Source organism: Actibacterium sp. D185-2 (assembly GCF_054954595.1).
Genome location: NZ_JBPWNX010000007.1, coordinates 134,076 through 148,818 on the forward strand (window position 1 = coordinate 134,076; position 14,743 = coordinate 148,818).

A 14,743-nucleotide genomic window follows, 5' to 3' on the forward strand; every position below is an offset into this window, starting at 1 on the left:
AACCTTACTCCAAAACCCCCTCAAACTCCCGCCATTCGCCCTTGCTCATGCCGGAATTTTCCTGCGTCACCTCTTCGCCCTTCAGCATCCGGCGCAGGCAGTCGATCGCCTTGGCCGACAGGGTGACGCCGCCCATCCGGTAATCCTCGAACGCGGCAAACGCCGCCGGCACCCAATCGGCCACCACATTGCAGATCGCATCGGCATAGACCCGGATTTCATATTGCGCATGCGCGTCGGCGCGCAGCCGCAAGAAGTGAAACAGGTTATGCAAATCCACCTTCCAGTACCATTGGGTATAAATGTTGGCGGGCAGGTTCATCCGGGCCAGTTCACGCGCAAGACCCTGTTGATCGTCCTGCGAAATCATCGCCTCGTAATGGTCATAGGCGCGGTTGCAGTCGGATTTCAGGATCTCCAGCACCCGCGCGGCTTCGGCCCCTTCCAGCACCGCGCCGCGACCCTGGTTGTTGACGGTGGACTGCGCGGCCAGCGCGCCCGCCTCGGGGATATAGAATTCACGGTCGAGGATCGAATAACGGGCCGAGTATTCGTTGACGTTGGCGGTGCGATGCCGGATCCACTGACGCGCCACAAAGACCGGCAGTTTGACATGCAGCTTGATCTCGCACATCTCGAACGGGGTCGAATGCCAGTGGCGCATCAGATAGCGGATCAGGCCTTCGTCATTGGTGACCGATTTGGTGCCCTTGCCATAGGACACGCGCGCCGCCTGACAGATCGCCGCGTCGTCCCCCATATAGTCAATCACCCGCACGAACCCGTGGTCCAGCACCGGGATCGCCTTGTAAAGATGCGCCTCCATCCCTTCGGACACCGCCCGCAGGGTGGGTTTGGGGGCGGCGCGCAGCGCGTCGATCTCGGCCTGTTGCTCGGGGCTCAGCGGCATGGGTTTGATCCTTCTTGGTCCGGTATGAGTCGCGACCCACTATATCTATGGGGCGCCCCTCACGGAACCGCGATATCGGGTGGGACGCATGGAAATGCCTGCGCCCCTCGCCCCGTGGTCCGGATGTGCTAGGTTATGCCCCGAACCGACAGGAGACTCACCATGCAGATCAAATATCTTCACACCATGGTCCGGGTAAAGGACCTGGAGAAATCCATGGCCTTCTACAGCCTTCTGGGCCTCGAACAGACCCGCCGGATTGACAGCGAGGCCGGGCGGTTTTCGCTGATCTTCATGGCACCCCCGGGGCAGGAGGAATGCCCGGTCGAACTGACCTGGAACTGGGACGGCGATGACGGGCTGCCCTCGGACAGCCGGCATTTCGGCCATCTGGCCTATGAGGTCGCGGATATCTACGCCATGTGCCAGCACCTGATGGACAATGGCGTGACGATCAACCGCCCGCCACGCGACGGGCACATGGCGTTCGTGCGCAGCCCCGACAATATCTCGGTCGAACTGTTGCAGGCCGGCGATGCGCTGGCCCCGGCCGAGCCCTGGGTCAGCATGGAAAACACGGGCCATTGGTAAGGGTGCTGGCGCTTCTGGCGGCGCTGGTCGCGGGGCCGGCGCAGGCCGGTTGCCGGCTGGCGCTGCTTCTGGCGCTTGATATTTCGTCGTCGGTGGACGATGCCGAGGACCGGCTGCAGCGCGACGGGCTGGCCGCCGCCCTGCTGTCGCCCGAGGTGCAGGCCGCATTGCTGGCCACGCCCGAGGCACCCGTGGCGCTGGCGGTTTATCAGTGGAGCGGACGCCAGCAGCAGCAAACGGTGCTGGGCTGGACGCTGTTGTCGGGACCGGACGCCGTCCTTGGCGCCGCGCGCGCCATTCGCGACAGCCGGCGCAGCGACACCGATTTCCCCACCGCGATGGGCTATGCTCTGGGCCATGCTGCGACGCTGTTTCGCGCGGCGCCCGACTGTCTGTTCCGCACAATCGACATCTCGGGCGACGGCGTGAACAATGACGGGTTCGGCCCGGCGCTGGCCTATCGGAACTTTCCGCTGGGCGGGGTCACTGTGAACGGGCTGGCGGTGGGTGGCGCGGCGCAAAACGATGCGGAGCTGATCGCATTCTATCGCAACCATGTGATCCGCGGCCCCGGCGCCTTTGTCGAGACCGCCGTGGATTTTCAGGATTTCGAACGGGCCATGCGGCGCAAGCTGGAACGTGAGGTCGGTTCGCGTATCGTCGGGCGCGCCGCGCCCGGTGGCGGCTGACCCATGCGCGGCACCCGCTTTGCCCTGATGCTGGCCTTGCTGGCGCCGGACCCGGCGCTGGCCGATCCCGCCTGCCGTCAGGCGCTGGCGATCGGGCTGGATGTATCGGGCTCGGTCGATGCACGCGAATACCAACTGCAACTGGACGGGCTGGCCGCCGCGCTGCTGTCGCCCGAGGTCAGCGCGGCCCTGCTGCAGATGCCACAGGCCCCCGCCGCGCTGTCGGTCTATGAATGGAGCGGCGCGCGCGATCAGCGCCAGATTCTGCCCTGGACACGAATCGACAGCACCCGCGCCCTGGCCGATGCGGCCCGCGCGTTGCGCCAGGTCGAACGCCGGTTGCAAAGCCCGGAAACCGCGCTTGGGGCGGCAATGATGCAGGGCGGCGCGCTGCTGGCCGGGATGCCCGGCTGCTGGACCCGGACGCTGGACATCTCGGGAGACGGCGAATCGAACGAAGGCCCCCGCCCCCGCGATGTGGGCGACGATCCACGCTTTGCCGACATCACCATCAACGCGCTGGTCGTCGGCAGCGCCGGTCAGGACGAAGCCGCCGCCCTGACCGCCTATTTCCGGGCCGAGGTGATCCGCGGCCCCGGCGCCTTTGTCGAGGTGGCGCTGGGGTTCGAGGATTATCAGGCCGCCATGACCCGCAAGCTGCTGCGCGAGTTGTCGGGGCTGAATGTCGCCCGGCTGGCCCCTCAATAGATATAGCGGATCTGGTCCGACCAGTACCGCTCCATCCGGCGCAGCGAGGTGGTGATATCCTCCAGCCCCGCGTGCCCGATCACGCCCTTGGTTTCCAGCCCTTCGGCATGGCGGGTGAACAGATCGGCCACCACATCGCGCACCTCGCGCCCCCGGGCGGTCAGCCGCACCCGGACCGAGCGGCGGTCGATTTCGCATCGCTGGTGATGCATATAGCCCAGCTCGACCAGTTTCTTGAGGTTGTAGGACACATTCGAGCCCTGATAATAGCCGCGGCTTTTCAACTCGCCCGCCGTCACCTCGTTATCGCCGACGTTGAACAGCAGCAGCGCCTGCACCGGGTTGATCTCCAGCATTCCGACGCGCTCGAATTCGTCCTTGATGACATCCAGCAGCAGACGGTGCAGCCGTTCCACCAAGGCCAGCGCCTCCATATAGCCGGTGATGAAACCTTGCCGCAGGGGCGCCGTCAGGGGGGCCTGGATGCTCATGCTGTACTCCGTCCGTCATTCGATGGGGACAGGGATAGGCGGTGAGTCTCCAATATTCGGTTAATGCGGGAAAAAATGCGCCGAAGGTCAGGCGCGGGTATCCTTGGGCGAGCCCATCACCACATAGGAGGTGATCGCGTTGACCTGCGGCAGCGTGCCCAGAACATCGGTGTGAAACACCTTGTAGGCCGCCAGATCGGGCACCTCGACGCGCAGGATATATTCGATGGCGCCGGTCACGTTATGGCATTCGCGCACCTCGGGCGCCCGCGCGATGGCGCGCTCGAACGCCTCTTGCGACGCCTTGGAATGCTCGGACAGGCCGACCGTGATATAAGCGGTGAAGCCGCCGCCCAGCGCGGATGGGTCCAGAACCGCGCGATAGCCCCGGATCACGCCGCTGCGTTCCAGCTCCTGCACCCGGCGCAGACAGGCAGAGGCGGACAGGCCGACGCGGTCGGCCAGCTCGACATTGCTGATGCGGCCGTCACGCGTGAGTTCACGCAATATGCTTTGATTAATCCGGTCAATATCCGTCATTAATTGTGAAAATAGTTTCAAGATCCACCATATTGCAATTAAATTTCGCAATCCTTCGCAGATAATTGCACAATGACATATGACCTGATCACCGCCCTTGCGGCCTTCGCCTTCGTCTCGTCGATCACGCCGGGGCCGAACAACCTGATGCTGATGGCCTCGGGGGCGAATTTCGGCTTCCGCCGTTCGATTCCGCATATGCTGGGCATCGCGATCGGGTTCACCGTCATGGTGGTTCTGGTCGGCATCGGGCTGGCGCAGATTTTCGATGCGGTGCCGGTCAGCTACACGCTGCTCAGGATTTTCAGCGTGGCCTATCTTTTGTATCTGGCCTGGAAGATCGCGAATGCGGGCGCGCCCGAGGCGGCCCGCACCACCGGCCGCCCCTTCACCTTCCTGCAGGCCGCGCTGTTTCAGTGGGTCAACCCGAAAGCCTGGGCCATGGCCTTGACCGCGATCAGCGTTTATGCGCCGGCGCAGGATCTGCGCGCGGTCACGCTGGTGGCGCTGACCTTCGGGCTGATCAACCTGCCCTCGGTCAGCACATGGACCATTCTGGGCCAGCAGATGCGCCGGTTTCTGACCGGGCCGCTGCGGTTGCGGCTGTTCAACGTCACCATGGCCCTGCTGCTGGTCGCGTCGCTGTATCCGGTGCTGTTTCCTTGACGCAGCTCAGCGCGCCCCGGCATGGGCGGCGATACGGTCGACCAGCCCGGAAAACGCATCCGGCGTGGGACTCTGGCCGGTGACCCACTGATACAGGTCCTGATCGTTTTCCTCCATCAGCGCGTCAAGCGCGTCCAGTTCGGTCGGGCTCATCCCCGCCAGCATCGCGTCGGCATAGTTGCCCAGGATGATGTCCATCTCCTTGGTGCCACGATGCCAGGCGCGCATCTTCATGCGCTTCAGGCGGGTCTCGGTCGTTTCGGTCATCATGCGCCTTCCTTCAGCGTGGCCCGCAGACGCTTTTCCAGCACCCCCAGGCGATCGGCCATCTGGCCCATTTCGGTCTTCACCTGACGGATTTCCGCCAGCATCGCGCTGACATCGGCGGCCAGCGGCAGCGCGCCGCCGGGGGCGTCCAGCCCGTCGCCCTCGCCCGTCAGCAGCCACATGATCGAGACGTTCAGAACCCCCGCCAACATCTGCAGCTTGTTGGCGCGCGGCTCATTCAGGTCTTCCTCCCAGGCGCGCACGGTCTTGAGCTTGACGCCCAGCCGCTTGGCCAATTCGGCCTGGCTCCAGCCCAGCGCCTCGCGCGCACCGACCATCCTGTCGCCGAACGTGGCGGTCTGCTCGGAATACCAGTCCGCGTCATCGGGTGTTTCAGGTGTCATTGCCCTGCCTTTCCGCCGAACCTGCTTGAACGGCTTTCGCACGCACCCTATGAGAGATACATGCCGTTTTCAAACAGGAGGCGTCCGATGTCCTTTCTTTCCGAAACCCTCGCCCGTGTGAAACCCTCGCCCACCATCGCGGTGACCAACAAGGCGCGCGAGTTGAAGGCCGCCGGGAAAGACGTGATCGGGCTGGGCGCGGGCGAACCGGATTTCGACACGCCGGACAATATCAAAGAGGCCGCCAAGGCCGCCATCGACGCGGGCAAGACGAAATACACCGCCGTGGACGGCATCCCCGAACTGAAAGAGGCGATCTGCGCCAAGTTCAAACGCGACAACGGGCTGGACTATACCCCGGCGCAGGTTTCTGTCGGGACCGGCGGCAAGCAGATCCTTTATAACGCGCTGGTGGCCACGCTGAACCCCGGCGACGAGGTGCTGATCCCTGCGCCCTATTGGGTCAGCTATCCCGACATGGTGCTGCTGGCCGGCGGCGAGCCGGTGGCGGTCGAGGCCAGCCTGGAAACCAATTTCAAGATCACCCCCGAGCAGCTTGAGGCCGCGATCACGCCCAAGACCAAGTGGTTCATCTTCAACTCGCCGTCGAACCCGACCGGCGCGGGCTATACCTGGGATGAATTGAAGGGCCTGACCGATGTGCTGATGCGCCATCCGCATGTCTGGATCATGACCGACGACATGTACGAGCATCTGGTGTTCGACGATTTCAAGTTCTGCACCCCCGCCGAGGTCGAGCCGGGCCTTTACGACCGCACGCTGACCTGCAACGGCGTGTCCAAGGCCTATGCGATGACCGGCTGGCGGATCGGCTATGCCGCGGGTCCGGTCGAACTGATCGGCGCGATGCGCAAGATCCAGTCGCAAAGCACCTCCAACCCCTGCTCGATCAGCCAGTGGGCCGCGGTCGAGGCGCTGAACGGGCCGCAGGATTTCATCGCCGCGAACAACAAGACCTTCGTGCGCCGCCGCGACATGGTGGTGGCCATGCTGAACGCGGCCGACGGCATCACCTGCCCGGTTCCCGAAGGCGCGTTCTATGTCTATCCGTCGATTGCGGGCTGTATCGGCAAGACCTCGCCCGCAGGCGTGAAGATCACCGATGACGCGGTCTTCGCCACCGCCCTGCTGGAGGAGAAGGGCGTGGCCGTCGTGTTCGGCGCGGCCTTCGGCCTGTCGCCGAATTTCCGGGTCAGCTATGCCACCTCGGACGAGGCGCTGAAAGAGGCCTGCACGCGCATTCAGGACTTCTGCGCCTCTCTGACCTGAGGGGTCCGCATGGCCGGCGATCTGCCCGAATATTTCTTCCGCGTCCGCGAAAACGGGGCGCTGGTGTTCCGGCTCGATACCGAGAACCGCCAGCGCCGCATCGACATGGACCAGATCGCGGTGGTGAACGTCAAGAACGGCGAGATCAAGCCGCATGGCGGGCGCAAGCTGACGCCCGCCGACATGGAAACCATCCTGACCTGGCTCAAGGATCGCCGCGCCCTGCTGGCCGAACGCGACGTGGACGACATCCTGCGCGCCGTGGATCACCTGAACCTGACCGCGCAATGGGCGCAGTCCAAGGCAACCGACGCACAGCTTGAAGAAATCACCGATGTGCTGCTGCTGGCGATGCACGACCTGCGCACGGTGCTGGTGCGCAAGAAGGCCGACCGGATCATGAAATCCGACAAGGACGCGCAGGGTTAGCCCACGCGCTTGACCGCAAAGCCCCAGAACCGCGCCATCATCAGCACCGCCGCCAGCGCCAGGCCGCTGGCCAGGCCCAGCCAGATGCCGACCCCGCCCCAGTTCAGGTAAAAACCCAGCGCATAGCCCACCGGCATCCCCACCAGCCAATAGCTGACCGCCGCGATCACCATCGGCACCCGCGTATCCTGCACCCCGCGCAGCACGCCCAGCACCGTCACCTGCGCCGCGTCGGCCATCTGAAACAGCGCCGCCGCCGCCAGCAGCCCGGTACCAATGGCGATGACCGCCGACCGGTCCGGCGCGGCCGGGTCCAGAAACAGCCCCAACAGCGGCTCGGGGAAGGCCAGAAGCACCGCCACCGTCGCCACGGCCACCGCCAGCGACAGCGCGATCACCACCACCGCCCCGCGCCGCAGCCCTTCGGCATCCTTTCTGCCATAGGCCCCCCCGGCACGGATCGTACCCGCGCCCGACAGGCCCAGATGGACCATGAACACCACCGACGCGATCTGAAGCGCGATCCCGTGCGCGGCCAGTTGCAACACACCCAGCCAGCCCATCATCACCGACGAGGCCGCGAACAGCCCGACCTCGGCCAGACTGGTCAGCCCGATCGGCCAGCCCAGCCGGAACACCGCGCCGAACGCCTCCCAGTCCGGGCGCCAGAACCGCTGGAACAGCGCATGTTCCGGCGTCGCGCGGATCGCATAACCGATCAGCCCCAGACCCATCGCCATATGCACCGCGACCGAGGCAATGGCCGCCCCCCGGATGCCCAGTTCGGGCGCGCCCCAGTTGCCGAAGATCAGCGCGTAATTCACCACCGCGTTCACCGCCACGGCGCCCAGCGTGACCCACAGCACGACGCGGGTGCGTTCAAGCGCCGCCAGATAGCTTTTCAGCACCATCACCAGCAGCGCGGGCAGGATCGCCCAGCCGCTGATCGCCAGATATTGCGCCGCCAGATCCGACACGCCCGGTGCCTGCCCCGCCGCCCGCAGGATCGGCCCGGCGAACAGAAAGACCGGCAGCGTCAGCAGGGCAAAAGCGGTGGAAATCCATATCCCCATCCGGGTGACGCGCCGCACCTGCCGGTCCTCGCCCGACGCGGCGGCGGTGGCGACCATCGGCATCACCGCAAAGGCAAAGCCCGACCCCATGATGAACAGGACGAAAAACAGCGTACTGCCCAGAACCTCGCCCGCCAGCGCCTCGACATCGTACCAGCCCAGCATGATCGCGTCGGTCAGCGAAATGGCGAACTGCGCCAGATGGCTGCCGATCAGCGGCAGGCCAAGCGCCAGCGTGGCGCGGGCATGTTGGGCATATGTCTGCGGGGTGGGTGTCATGCCTTCCGCCTTAGGCCAGCCATGCCGCCGCGTCCAGCCCGATCACAGCGCCGTGCGCAGAAGCTCCCAGGCCACCAGCGCGACCAGCCCGCCGGCCGCCAGTTCCAGCGCCGGCACCATATAGCGCAGGGCGCGGGTCTCGGTCAGGGCGGCCAGGGTGCCGCCGCGCAACCCCACCGCCAGCACCGCCACCAGCACCGTGACCGACGCGGTGCCCAGCCCCATCGCATAGGCCCCGGCAACGCCCGCACCGCCGATCCCCATCCGCCAGGTCAGGATCAGCAGGAACAGCGCCCCGGTGCAGGGCCGCAGCGCGATCCCGCCGATCAGCAGCGCCGCGTCGCGCAGCCCGTGCAACTGCGCCACCTGCGCGGGCGTGGGGCCGTGGGCATGGCCACAGCCGCAATCGGCCCCGTGATCGTGGCCGTCGTGATGCGCGGCCCCGCGCCCCTGCCGCCACAGACGCCGCCCGCCGCGCCACAACAGCCACAGCCCGATCAACCCGATCGCGCCATAGCTCAGCGGCGCCATCACCTGTTCGGTCACCCCGACCATCTGTTCGCGGGTCCAGTCGAACAACAGCACCCCGGCATAGACCAGCGCCACCGCGCTGGTGGCCTGCGCCAGCGACGCGGCCAGCGCGATTGCCGCCAGCCGCACCATCCCCACCTGCCGCCCGACCCCATAGCCGCCGATCAGCACCTTGCCGTGCCCCGGCCCCGCCGCGTGGAAAAACCCATAGGCAAAGGCGATCCCCATCAGCGCGGCCCAGGCGCCGGGCTGGCCGCCGCGCAGCGCGCGCAGACTGCGGGCCATGGCGTTTTGAAACTCGCGCTGCCCCTGGCCCGCCCAGCGCGTCAGATCGTCGAAGCCGCCAAGCCCCCAGAACGCGGCCAGCGCCGCCACCGCCAGCGCGGGCGCGATCAGAAGGACGGGGCGCATGTCAGCCGGACCTCTTCAGCGAAATTCGCACCCACCGCCGGATAGCCCATCTCTTCGGCGTCGTCGGTGGGCCCCAGTTCGGCCAGCGCATCCTCAAGCGCCTGATAGGCCGCGTCCAGATCGGGGGCAAAGACCTGCGCGGCACAGCCCGCGCGCCCCTCGACCCGGGGCGGCAGGCTGATCTCGTAGGCGGTATAGAACCCGGGGTCGTACACCTGAAAGATCACCGGACCCGTGCCAACCTCCAGCCGCGGTTCCAGGGCCCGCAGATGGGTCGTGATGATCCGCCCGTCCCGGAACGCCACATCCGGGTCCAGCGGCCCGCTCAGACGCTGTTCGCGCCCGTCCGCCAGCACGAACAGATCGCCGGCATAACCTTCGGTCCAGTCCATGTCGAACCCACGCAGCCTGGCCAGTTCTTCGTCGGTCAGGACGCCGTCATAATCGCCGTCCAGTTCCATATCCTGCAGGATCAGCAGCGAAAACAGCTCGTCATAGACCCAGGCCACCCGCACCGCGGCCAGCCTGCCGTCGCGGTCGAAGATCAGCGTCAGCCCCGCATCGATGAAGACATGCGGATGCGCGCCCGCGCCCCCCGGCAGGGCAAGACAGCACAAAACGGCAAACAACAGGCGGCGCATGGCAGGGATCCCCGAAAACCATGCCCAGGATACCGCCCGCCCCTTCGCGCGGCTAGGGCGCTTTCGTCGCAATCAGATCGATCAGCGCCGAAGTGCCGGAATGCGCCGTGCCCTCGGCCAGTTCGGCATCGTAATCGGCCAGCCGGTGAATGTCGTAACCCGCGAACCGCGCCGCCAGCAGATCCGTGGTATACATGTTCTCGACCATGGGTGGCCCGCCGGTGCCATAACCGACCTGGCGCGGGGCATAGCCATGCAGCAGCAGCAGGCCGCCTGGCTTCAGCGCCCGGTCCAGCCCGGCGAAGATGCGGTCGCGCAGCGCAGGGCCCGCGAACTGGATGAACACCGCCACCACCACGTCATATTGCACGGCGCCCCAGTCCCATTCGGCGATGTCGCCCACCTGGAAATCGACCGACACATCCCGGGCGGCGGCCAGCGCGCGCGCCTTGGCCACCGCGTTGGGCGCGCCGTCCATCGCCGTCACGCGCAACCCCTGCTGCGCCAGCCAGACCGAATTGCGCCCCTCGCCATCCGCGACCGAAAGCGCGGTCTGACCCGGCACCAGCCACGGCCCGGCCCGGCGCAAAAACGCCGCCGGTTCGGTGCCAAAGACATAGCCCTGCCCCGCAAACCGTTCATTCCACATTGCAGCACCCCCTCGCGCGCGACCATGACATGGGGAAAGATAGACCCGCGCCACGCCGGGGCAACCGGCCCCGCGCGCCGCCGGTCACGGGCCGTTGTGGCCCCGCAGCCTGCGCTGATCGGGATGCAGCGAATTGCCCAGGATATGGTCGGCCTTGTGGATCACATGCTCGGCCCGGCCCACGATCAGCGGGTCCGGCGCATGGGCGATCCGCGCGTCCTTGTCCGGATAGTCGATCGAGCTGAGGAAATGGCGCATGCATTCCAGCCGGGCACGTTTCTTGTCGTTCGACTTGACGATGGTCCAGGGCGCATCGGCGGTGTCGGTGTAAAAGAACATCGCCTCCTTGGCTTCGGTGTAATCGTCCCACTTGTCCAGGCTGGCCTTGTCGATCGGCGACAGTTTCCAGCGTTTCAGCGGGTCGGTCTCGCGCGCCTTGAACCGCGCGCGCTGTTCTTCCTGCGTGACCGAGAACCAGTATTTGTACAGCTGCACCCCCGAGCGCACGAGCATCTTTTCCAGATCGGGCGTCTGGCGCATGAATTCCAGATATTCGTTGGGCGAGCAAAAGCCCATCACCCGCTCGACCCCGGCGCGGTTGTACCACGAGCGGTCGTAGAACACCATTTCGCCCACGGTGGGCAGTTCACTGATATAGCGCTGAAAGAACCACTGGCCCTTTTCTTCCCATGTCGGCTTGTTCAACGCCACCACGCGGGCCTGGCGCGGGTTCAGATGTTCCATGAACCGCTTGATCGTGCCGCCCTTGCCGGCCGCGTCGCGCCCCTCGAACAGGATAACGAATTTCTGCTCGGTCTCCTGCACCCAGATCTGCAGCTTCAGCAATTCGGCCTGCAGCTTGGCCTTCTGGGCCTCATAGGCGCGGCGCGACAGTTTCTCGGTATAGGGGTATTCGCCCGACTCGAACGCATGGGCGATCGTGGCCGGCGTCGGTTTCGCGGCTTTCGGACGGCCGGGGGCTTTTTGCACAGGGGTGGCAGGCACGGCGGCGCCGTTCGGCGCGGTCGGGGTGTCGGGCATCTGGGACTCCTTGAACTGGCAGGCGTCATGTAACCGATTTATGAACTTCCCGCTTTGATGGATGTCAAATGCCCGGCTCAGGTATCGGAATTGGCGAAAATCAGGCATTGACCACCGCCTATGCGGGAAAATACTGTGAACTGACGTAACGTAACTTTTGGGTCCCTCACCCCGAAGGTTTGTTTTCATAACATCAGAACTGCGGGATGGCGGGATGGTTGATACACGGTTCTGCACAGCGGGCAGAAACCAGGATGGTGTCTGGTTCATCGCGTGCAAGGAGCCCCCGCATGACAGCCGGACCATTCTGCGCGCACGGTGTTTCACCGAGTCGCTTTCGGCCCCGCCCGACCAGCCCTATGATCTGGCCGCCCGCCATATCCGCGCGCAGGGCGGGCTGTTCTGGGCCACGAACGCGCCGGACGAATACACCACGATCATCGGGATCCCCAGGGTGACGCGGGACGGCTAGACATTGCGCATCTGCGCCACTTCCCCCGCTGCGCCAAACCTGCTCTAATACGTGCCCAAGCAAAGCATCAAAACACGAGCAGCACACATGGCCGACGACCTCCTCTCCGGGGCCTCTCCCGATCAGTATGACGCCTCCTCCATCGAGGTGCTGGAGGGGCTGGAGCCCGTGCGCAAGCGGCCCGGCATGTATATCGGCGGCACTGACGAACGCGCGCTGCACCATCTGGTGGCCGAGGTGCTGGACAACTCGATGGACGAGGCCGTGGCCGGCCATGCCAACCGGATCGAGGTCGAGCTGCACGCCGATCATTCAGTCACGATCCGCGACAACGGCCGCGGCATCCCGATTGATCCACACCCGAAATTCCCCGGCAAATCCGCGCTTGAGGTGATCCTGTGTACGCTGCACGCGGGCGGCAAGTTCGGCGGCAAGGCCTATGAGACCTCGGGCGGCTTGCACGGCGTCGGCATTTCGGTCGTCAACGCGCTGTCCGATCATGTCCGGGTCGAGGTGGCGCGCAACCGCGAACTGTTCGCGCAGGAATTTTCGCGCGGCATCCCGCAAGGGCCGGTGCAGGCGGTCGGCGCGGCCCCCAACCGGCGCGGCACATCGGTGACGTTCCACCCCGACGCGCAGATCTTCGGAACGCTGAAATTCAAACCCGCCCGGCTGCTGAAAATGGTCCGCTCCAAGGCCTATCTGTTCTCGGGCGTGGAAATCCGCTGGAAATCGGCGATCGACGACGGCGAAACCCCCACCGAGGCCACGTTCCACTTTCCCGGCGGGCTGGCCGACTATCTGACCGAAACGCTGGGCAAGGCGGCCACCTATTCCGACCGGCCCTTTGCCGGCAAGGTCAGCTTTCAGGAAAAGTTCAATCAGCCCGGATCGGTGGAATGGGCGATCAACTGGACGCCGTCGCGCGACGGCTTCATCCAGTCCTACTGCAACACCGTCCCCACCCCCGAGGGCGGCACACATGAGGCCGGGTTCTGGGCCGCCGTGCTGAAGGGCATCCGCGCTTACGGCGAGCTGGTGAACAACCGCAAGGCCGCGTCGATCACCCGCGACGATCTGGTCACCGGCGGCTGCGCGCTGGTATCGTGTTTCATCCGCGAGCCCGAATTCGTCGGCCAGACCAAGGATCGCCTGGCCACGACCGAGGCCGCCCGCCTGGTTGAAGGCGCGGTGCGCGACCATTTCGACAACTGGCTGGCCGCCGATACCAAGGCCGCCGGCGCGATCCTCGATTATCTGGTGCTGAAGGCCGAGGAACGCCTGCGCCGCCGGGCCGAAAAGGAAACCGCGCGCAAGACCGCCACGAAAAAGCTGCGCCTGCCCGGCAAGCTGGTCGATTGCTCTAGTGCCAACCGCGAAGGCACCGAACTGTTCATCGTCGAGGGCGACAGCGCCGGCGGCTCGGCCAAGATGGCGCGCGAGCGCAAGAACCAGGCGCTGCTGCCGTTGCGGGGCAAGATCCTGAACGTGCTGGGCGCGGCCAGTTCCAAGCTGGGCACCAATGCCGAAATCAGCGACCTGTGTCAGGCACTGGGCGTCGGCATGGGCACCAAATTCAACGTCGATGACCTGCGCTATGACAAGGTCATCATCATGACCGACGCCGATGTGGACGGCGCGCATATCGCCAGCCTGTTGATGACCTTCTTCTTCACCCAGATGCGCCCGATGATTGATCAGGGGCACCTGTACCTGGCCTGCCCGCCGCTGTTCCGGCTGACCCAGGGCGCCAAGCGCGTCTATTGCCTGGACGAGGCGGAGCGCGACGAATGGCTGGCCAAGGGGCTGGGCGGCAAGGGCAAGATCGACGTCTCGCGCTTCAAGGGTCTGGGCGAGATGGACGCCAAGGACCTGAAGGACACGACGATGAACCCCGAGACGCGCAAGCTGATCCGGGTCAGCATCGACGAGGACGAACCGGGCGAGACCGCCGATCTGGTCGAACGGCTGATGGGCAAGAAACCCGAGAAGCGGTTCGAGTATATTCAGGCAAACGCGCAGTTCGTGGAGGAGTTGGATGTTTGAAGCGTCAACGAACGAAAGGAAATGAAAAGCGAAAGCACCATTTTGTTCCCATTGCCTATCTAAAAGGTTTTACGAGCACAGATGGAAAGCTGCACGTTTACTTGAAGGATGAGCCTGAAAAACTAATATGCCAGACTCCCGAGAACGTAGGATTTCGAAAATATTACTATTCCCAGCCAAAACTTGATGGAGGCTGGGATAACAATATCCTTGACGACCATTTCGCCGAATATGAAGCTAAATGGCCAGGGTTTGTGAAAACTCTGCGCGACAGTGGAGATGTAAGTGAAGAACTGGACTATTTCTTCCAATTTTTAATGCTTCAAATGAGCCGCACTCCCGCGACCCGAGAGATGGTAGAGCTTGTACTTTCCGAACAAATCAAATTAACCGCAAAGCTCATGGACAAACTCGGCATGTTGCCATCAAAACCTGGGGGACTTGAAGATATCCTGAAAAAGGTAATCGTGACTATTGATCCTCACATGTCGATAGGGACTATCCTGAATTTTGTGCCCTGACGTGGTAACTGCTCGAAGAGGAGACCCACGTATGAGCATCGATAAAGACATCTTGGACCGATTGATGGAAGGCCGCGCGCCTGGTGATTTGTTT

The 14,743-nt window shown here is 64.6% G+C and carries 19 protein-coding genes; 9 read left to right on the forward strand and 10 right to left on the reverse strand.

All coding sequences use genetic code 11. The annotated features are described in order from the left end of the window. Positions 1-4: 4 nt before the first annotated feature. On the reverse strand, positions 5-910 hold the full coding sequence (thyX, locus tag ACSR1C_RS13335) for an FAD-dependent thymidylate synthase (RefSeq protein WP_460259760.1): 906 nt from the start codon (positions 908-910) through the stop codon (positions 5-7). Positions 911-1,072: 162 nt separating this feature from the next. On the opposite strand from thyX, the gene ACSR1C_RS13340 reads away from it, so the two are divergent. From ACSR1C_RS13340 to ACSR1C_RS13350, 3 genes are read left to right on the forward strand one after another with little or no spacing between them, the layout of a single operon-like run. After that, positions 1,073-1,501, forward strand: a complete 429-nt coding sequence (locus tag ACSR1C_RS13340) for a VOC family protein (RefSeq protein WP_460259759.1) — start codon at positions 1,073-1,075, stop codon at positions 1,499-1,501. Positions 1,502-1,503: 2 nt separating this feature from the next. Next, positions 1,504-2,190, forward strand: coding sequence for a DUF1194 domain-containing protein (locus ACSR1C_RS13345; protein ID WP_460259886.1), 687 nt, complete (start codon positions 1,504-1,506; stop codon positions 2,188-2,190). Between the two features lie 3 nt (positions 2,191-2,193). Then, complete coding sequence (locus ACSR1C_RS13350) at positions 2,194-2,898, forward strand: DUF1194 domain-containing protein (protein ID WP_460259758.1); 705 nt, start codon at positions 2,194-2,196, stop codon at positions 2,896-2,898. Here ACSR1C_RS13350 and ACSR1C_RS13355 read toward each other — a convergent pair. Continuing rightward, a complete protein-coding gene (locus ACSR1C_RS13355; RefSeq protein ID WP_460259757.1) occupies positions 2,892-3,389 on the reverse strand; it encodes a MarR family winged helix-turn-helix transcriptional regulator in 498 nt (165 codons plus the stop codon). The two genes, ACSR1C_RS13350 and ACSR1C_RS13355, sit on opposite strands and share 7 nt — an antisense overlap. Before the next feature lie 87 nt (positions 3,390-3,476). Next, positions 3,477-3,929 (reverse strand): Lrp/AsnC family transcriptional regulator, encoded by a 453-nt coding sequence (locus tag ACSR1C_RS13360; RefSeq protein WP_460259756.1) that lies wholly within the window; start codon positions 3,927-3,929, stop codon positions 3,477-3,479. Between the two features lie 72 nt (positions 3,930-4,001). Here ACSR1C_RS13360 and ACSR1C_RS13365 point away from each other — a divergent pair, with 72 nt between their 5' ends. Beyond that, positions 4,002-4,595: a LysE family translocator gene (locus tag ACSR1C_RS13365; RefSeq protein ID WP_460259755.1), complete on the forward strand. Its 594-nt coding sequence runs from the start codon at positions 4,002-4,004 to the stop codon at positions 4,593-4,595. Positions 4,596-4,601: 6 nt separating this feature from the next. Here ACSR1C_RS13365 and ACSR1C_RS13370 read toward each other — a convergent pair whose 3' ends face one another. Further along, positions 4,602-4,862, reverse strand: a complete 261-nt coding sequence (locus ACSR1C_RS13370; protein WP_460259885.1) for an FAD assembly factor SdhE — start codon at positions 4,860-4,862, stop codon at positions 4,602-4,604. Continuing rightward, on the reverse strand, positions 4,862-5,266 hold the full coding sequence (locus ACSR1C_RS13375; protein ID WP_460259754.1) for a helix-turn-helix domain-containing protein: 405 nt from the start codon (positions 5,264-5,266) through the stop codon (positions 4,862-4,864). Before ACSR1C_RS13375 ends, ACSR1C_RS13370 begins: the two co-directional genes overlap by 1 nt. Before the next feature lie 87 nt (positions 5,267-5,353). Here ACSR1C_RS13375 and ACSR1C_RS13380 point away from each other — a divergent pair, with 87 nt between their 5' ends. Further along, a complete protein-coding gene (locus ACSR1C_RS13380) occupies positions 5,354-6,556 on the forward strand; it encodes a pyridoxal phosphate-dependent aminotransferase (protein WP_460259753.1) in 1,203 nt (400 codons plus the stop codon). Positions 6,557-6,565: 9 nt separating this feature from the next. Further along, positions 6,566-6,985 (forward strand): hypothetical protein, encoded by a 420-nt coding sequence (locus tag ACSR1C_RS13385; protein WP_460259752.1) that lies wholly within the window; start codon positions 6,566-6,568, stop codon positions 6,983-6,985. Here ACSR1C_RS13385 and ACSR1C_RS13390 read toward each other — a convergent pair. The 5 genes from ACSR1C_RS13390 to ppk2 all read right to left on the reverse strand — a co-directional run bounded on the left by ACSR1C_RS13390 (position 6,982) and on the right by ppk2 (position 11,610). Continuing rightward, complete coding sequence (locus ACSR1C_RS13390) at positions 6,982-8,337, reverse strand: MATE family efflux transporter (RefSeq protein WP_460259751.1); 1,356 nt, start codon at positions 8,335-8,337, stop codon at positions 6,982-6,984. The genes ACSR1C_RS13385 and ACSR1C_RS13390 overlap by 4 nt on opposite strands. Positions 8,338-8,379: 42 nt before the next feature. After that, the gene (locus tag ACSR1C_RS13395; protein ID WP_460259750.1) at positions 8,380-9,279 is read right to left on the reverse strand and encodes a nickel/cobalt transporter; all 900 of its coding nucleotides are present in this window, start codon (positions 9,277-9,279) and stop codon (positions 8,380-8,382) included. Continuing rightward, positions 9,261-9,920 (reverse strand): DUF1007 family protein, encoded by a 660-nt coding sequence (locus ACSR1C_RS13400; protein ID WP_460259749.1) that lies wholly within the window; start codon positions 9,918-9,920, stop codon positions 9,261-9,263. The genes ACSR1C_RS13395 and ACSR1C_RS13400 overlap by 19 nt, the downstream gene beginning before the upstream one ends. 52 nt (positions 9,921-9,972) lie before the next feature. After that, positions 9,973-10,569, reverse strand: coding sequence for an SAM-dependent methyltransferase (locus tag ACSR1C_RS13405; protein ID WP_460259748.1), 597 nt, complete (start codon positions 10,567-10,569; stop codon positions 9,973-9,975). An 84-nt stretch (positions 10,570-10,653) separates the two neighbouring features. After that, a complete protein-coding gene (gene ppk2 / locus ACSR1C_RS13410) occupies positions 10,654-11,610 on the reverse strand; it encodes a polyphosphate kinase 2 (RefSeq protein ID WP_460259747.1) in 957 nt (318 codons plus the stop codon). Between the two features lie 214 nt (positions 11,611-11,824). On the opposite strand from ppk2, the gene ACSR1C_RS13415 reads away from it, so the two are divergent. The 3 genes from ACSR1C_RS13415 to ACSR1C_RS13425 all read left to right on the forward strand — a co-directional run bounded on the left by ACSR1C_RS13415 (position 11,825) and on the right by ACSR1C_RS13425 (position 14,649). Then, entirely contained in the window at positions 11,825-12,082 is a 258-nt protein-coding gene (locus tag ACSR1C_RS13415) for a hypothetical protein (protein WP_460259746.1), read from the forward strand. A gap of 87 nt (positions 12,083-12,169) precedes the next feature. Further along, positions 12,170-14,128: a DNA topoisomerase IV subunit B gene (parE, locus tag ACSR1C_RS13420; RefSeq protein ID WP_460259745.1), complete on the forward strand. Its 1,959-nt coding sequence runs from the start codon at positions 12,170-12,172 to the stop codon at positions 14,126-14,128. After that, entirely contained in the window at positions 14,125-14,649 is a 525-nt protein-coding gene (locus ACSR1C_RS13425; RefSeq protein ID WP_460259744.1) for a DUF4238 domain-containing protein, read from the forward strand. Before parE ends, ACSR1C_RS13425 begins: the two co-directional genes overlap by 4 nt. Positions 14,650-14,743 lie beyond the last annotated feature (94 nt).

Coding starts and splice junctions, on each gene's coding strand:
- ppk2 (WP_460259747.1), bottom strand. CDS start 11,610: ATGCCCGACACCCCGACCGCGCCGAACGGCGCCGCCGTGCCTGCCACC.
- ACSR1C_RS13355 (WP_460259757.1), bottom strand. CDS start 3,389: ATGAGCATCCAGGCCCCCCTGACGGCGCCCCTGCGGCAAGGTTTCATC.
- ACSR1C_RS13390 (WP_460259751.1), bottom strand. CDS start 8,337: ATGACACCCACCCCGCAGACATATGCCCAACATGCCCGCGCCACGCTG.
- ACSR1C_RS13380 (WP_460259753.1), top strand. CDS start 5,354: ATGTCCTTTCTTTCCGAAACCCTCGCCCGTGTGAAACCCTCGCCCACC.
- ACSR1C_RS13400 (WP_460259749.1), bottom strand. CDS start 9,920: ATGCGCCGCCTGTTGTTTGCCGTTTTGTGCTGTCTTGCCCTGCCGGGG.
- ACSR1C_RS13405 (WP_460259748.1), bottom strand. CDS start 10,569: ATGTGGAATGAACGGTTTGCGGGGCAGGGCTATGTCTTTGGCACCGAA.
- parE (WP_460259745.1), top strand. CDS start 12,170: ATGGCCGACGACCTCCTCTCCGGGGCCTCTCCCGATCAGTATGACGCC.
- ACSR1C_RS13415 (WP_460259746.1), top strand. CDS start 11,825: ATGGTTGATACACGGTTCTGCACAGCGGGCAGAAACCAGGATGGTGTC.
- ACSR1C_RS13350 (WP_460259758.1), top strand. CDS start 2,194: ATGCGCGGCACCCGCTTTGCCCTGATGCTGGCCTTGCTGGCGCCGGAC.
- ACSR1C_RS13340 (WP_460259759.1), top strand. CDS start 1,073: ATGCAGATCAAATATCTTCACACCATGGTCCGGGTAAAGGACCTGGAG.
- ACSR1C_RS13365 (WP_460259755.1), top strand. CDS start 4,002: ATGACATATGACCTGATCACCGCCCTTGCGGCCTTCGCCTTCGTCTCG.
- ACSR1C_RS13375 (WP_460259754.1), bottom strand. CDS start 5,266: ATGACACCTGAAACACCCGATGACGCGGACTGGTATTCCGAGCAGACC.
- ACSR1C_RS13385 (WP_460259752.1), top strand. CDS start 6,566: ATGGCCGGCGATCTGCCCGAATATTTCTTCCGCGTCCGCGAAAACGGG.
- thyX (WP_460259760.1), bottom strand. CDS start 910: ATGCCGCTGAGCCCCGAGCAACAGGCCGAGATCGACGCGCTGCGCGCC.
- ACSR1C_RS13395 (WP_460259750.1), bottom strand. CDS start 9,279: ATGCGCCCCGTCCTTCTGATCGCGCCCGCGCTGGCGGTGGCGGCGCTG.
- ACSR1C_RS13370 (WP_460259885.1), bottom strand. CDS start 4,862: ATGACCGAAACGACCGAGACCCGCCTGAAGCGCATGAAGATGCGCGCC.
- ACSR1C_RS13360 (WP_460259756.1), bottom strand. CDS start 3,929: ATGACGGATATTGACCGGATTAATCAAAGCATATTGCGTGAACTCACG.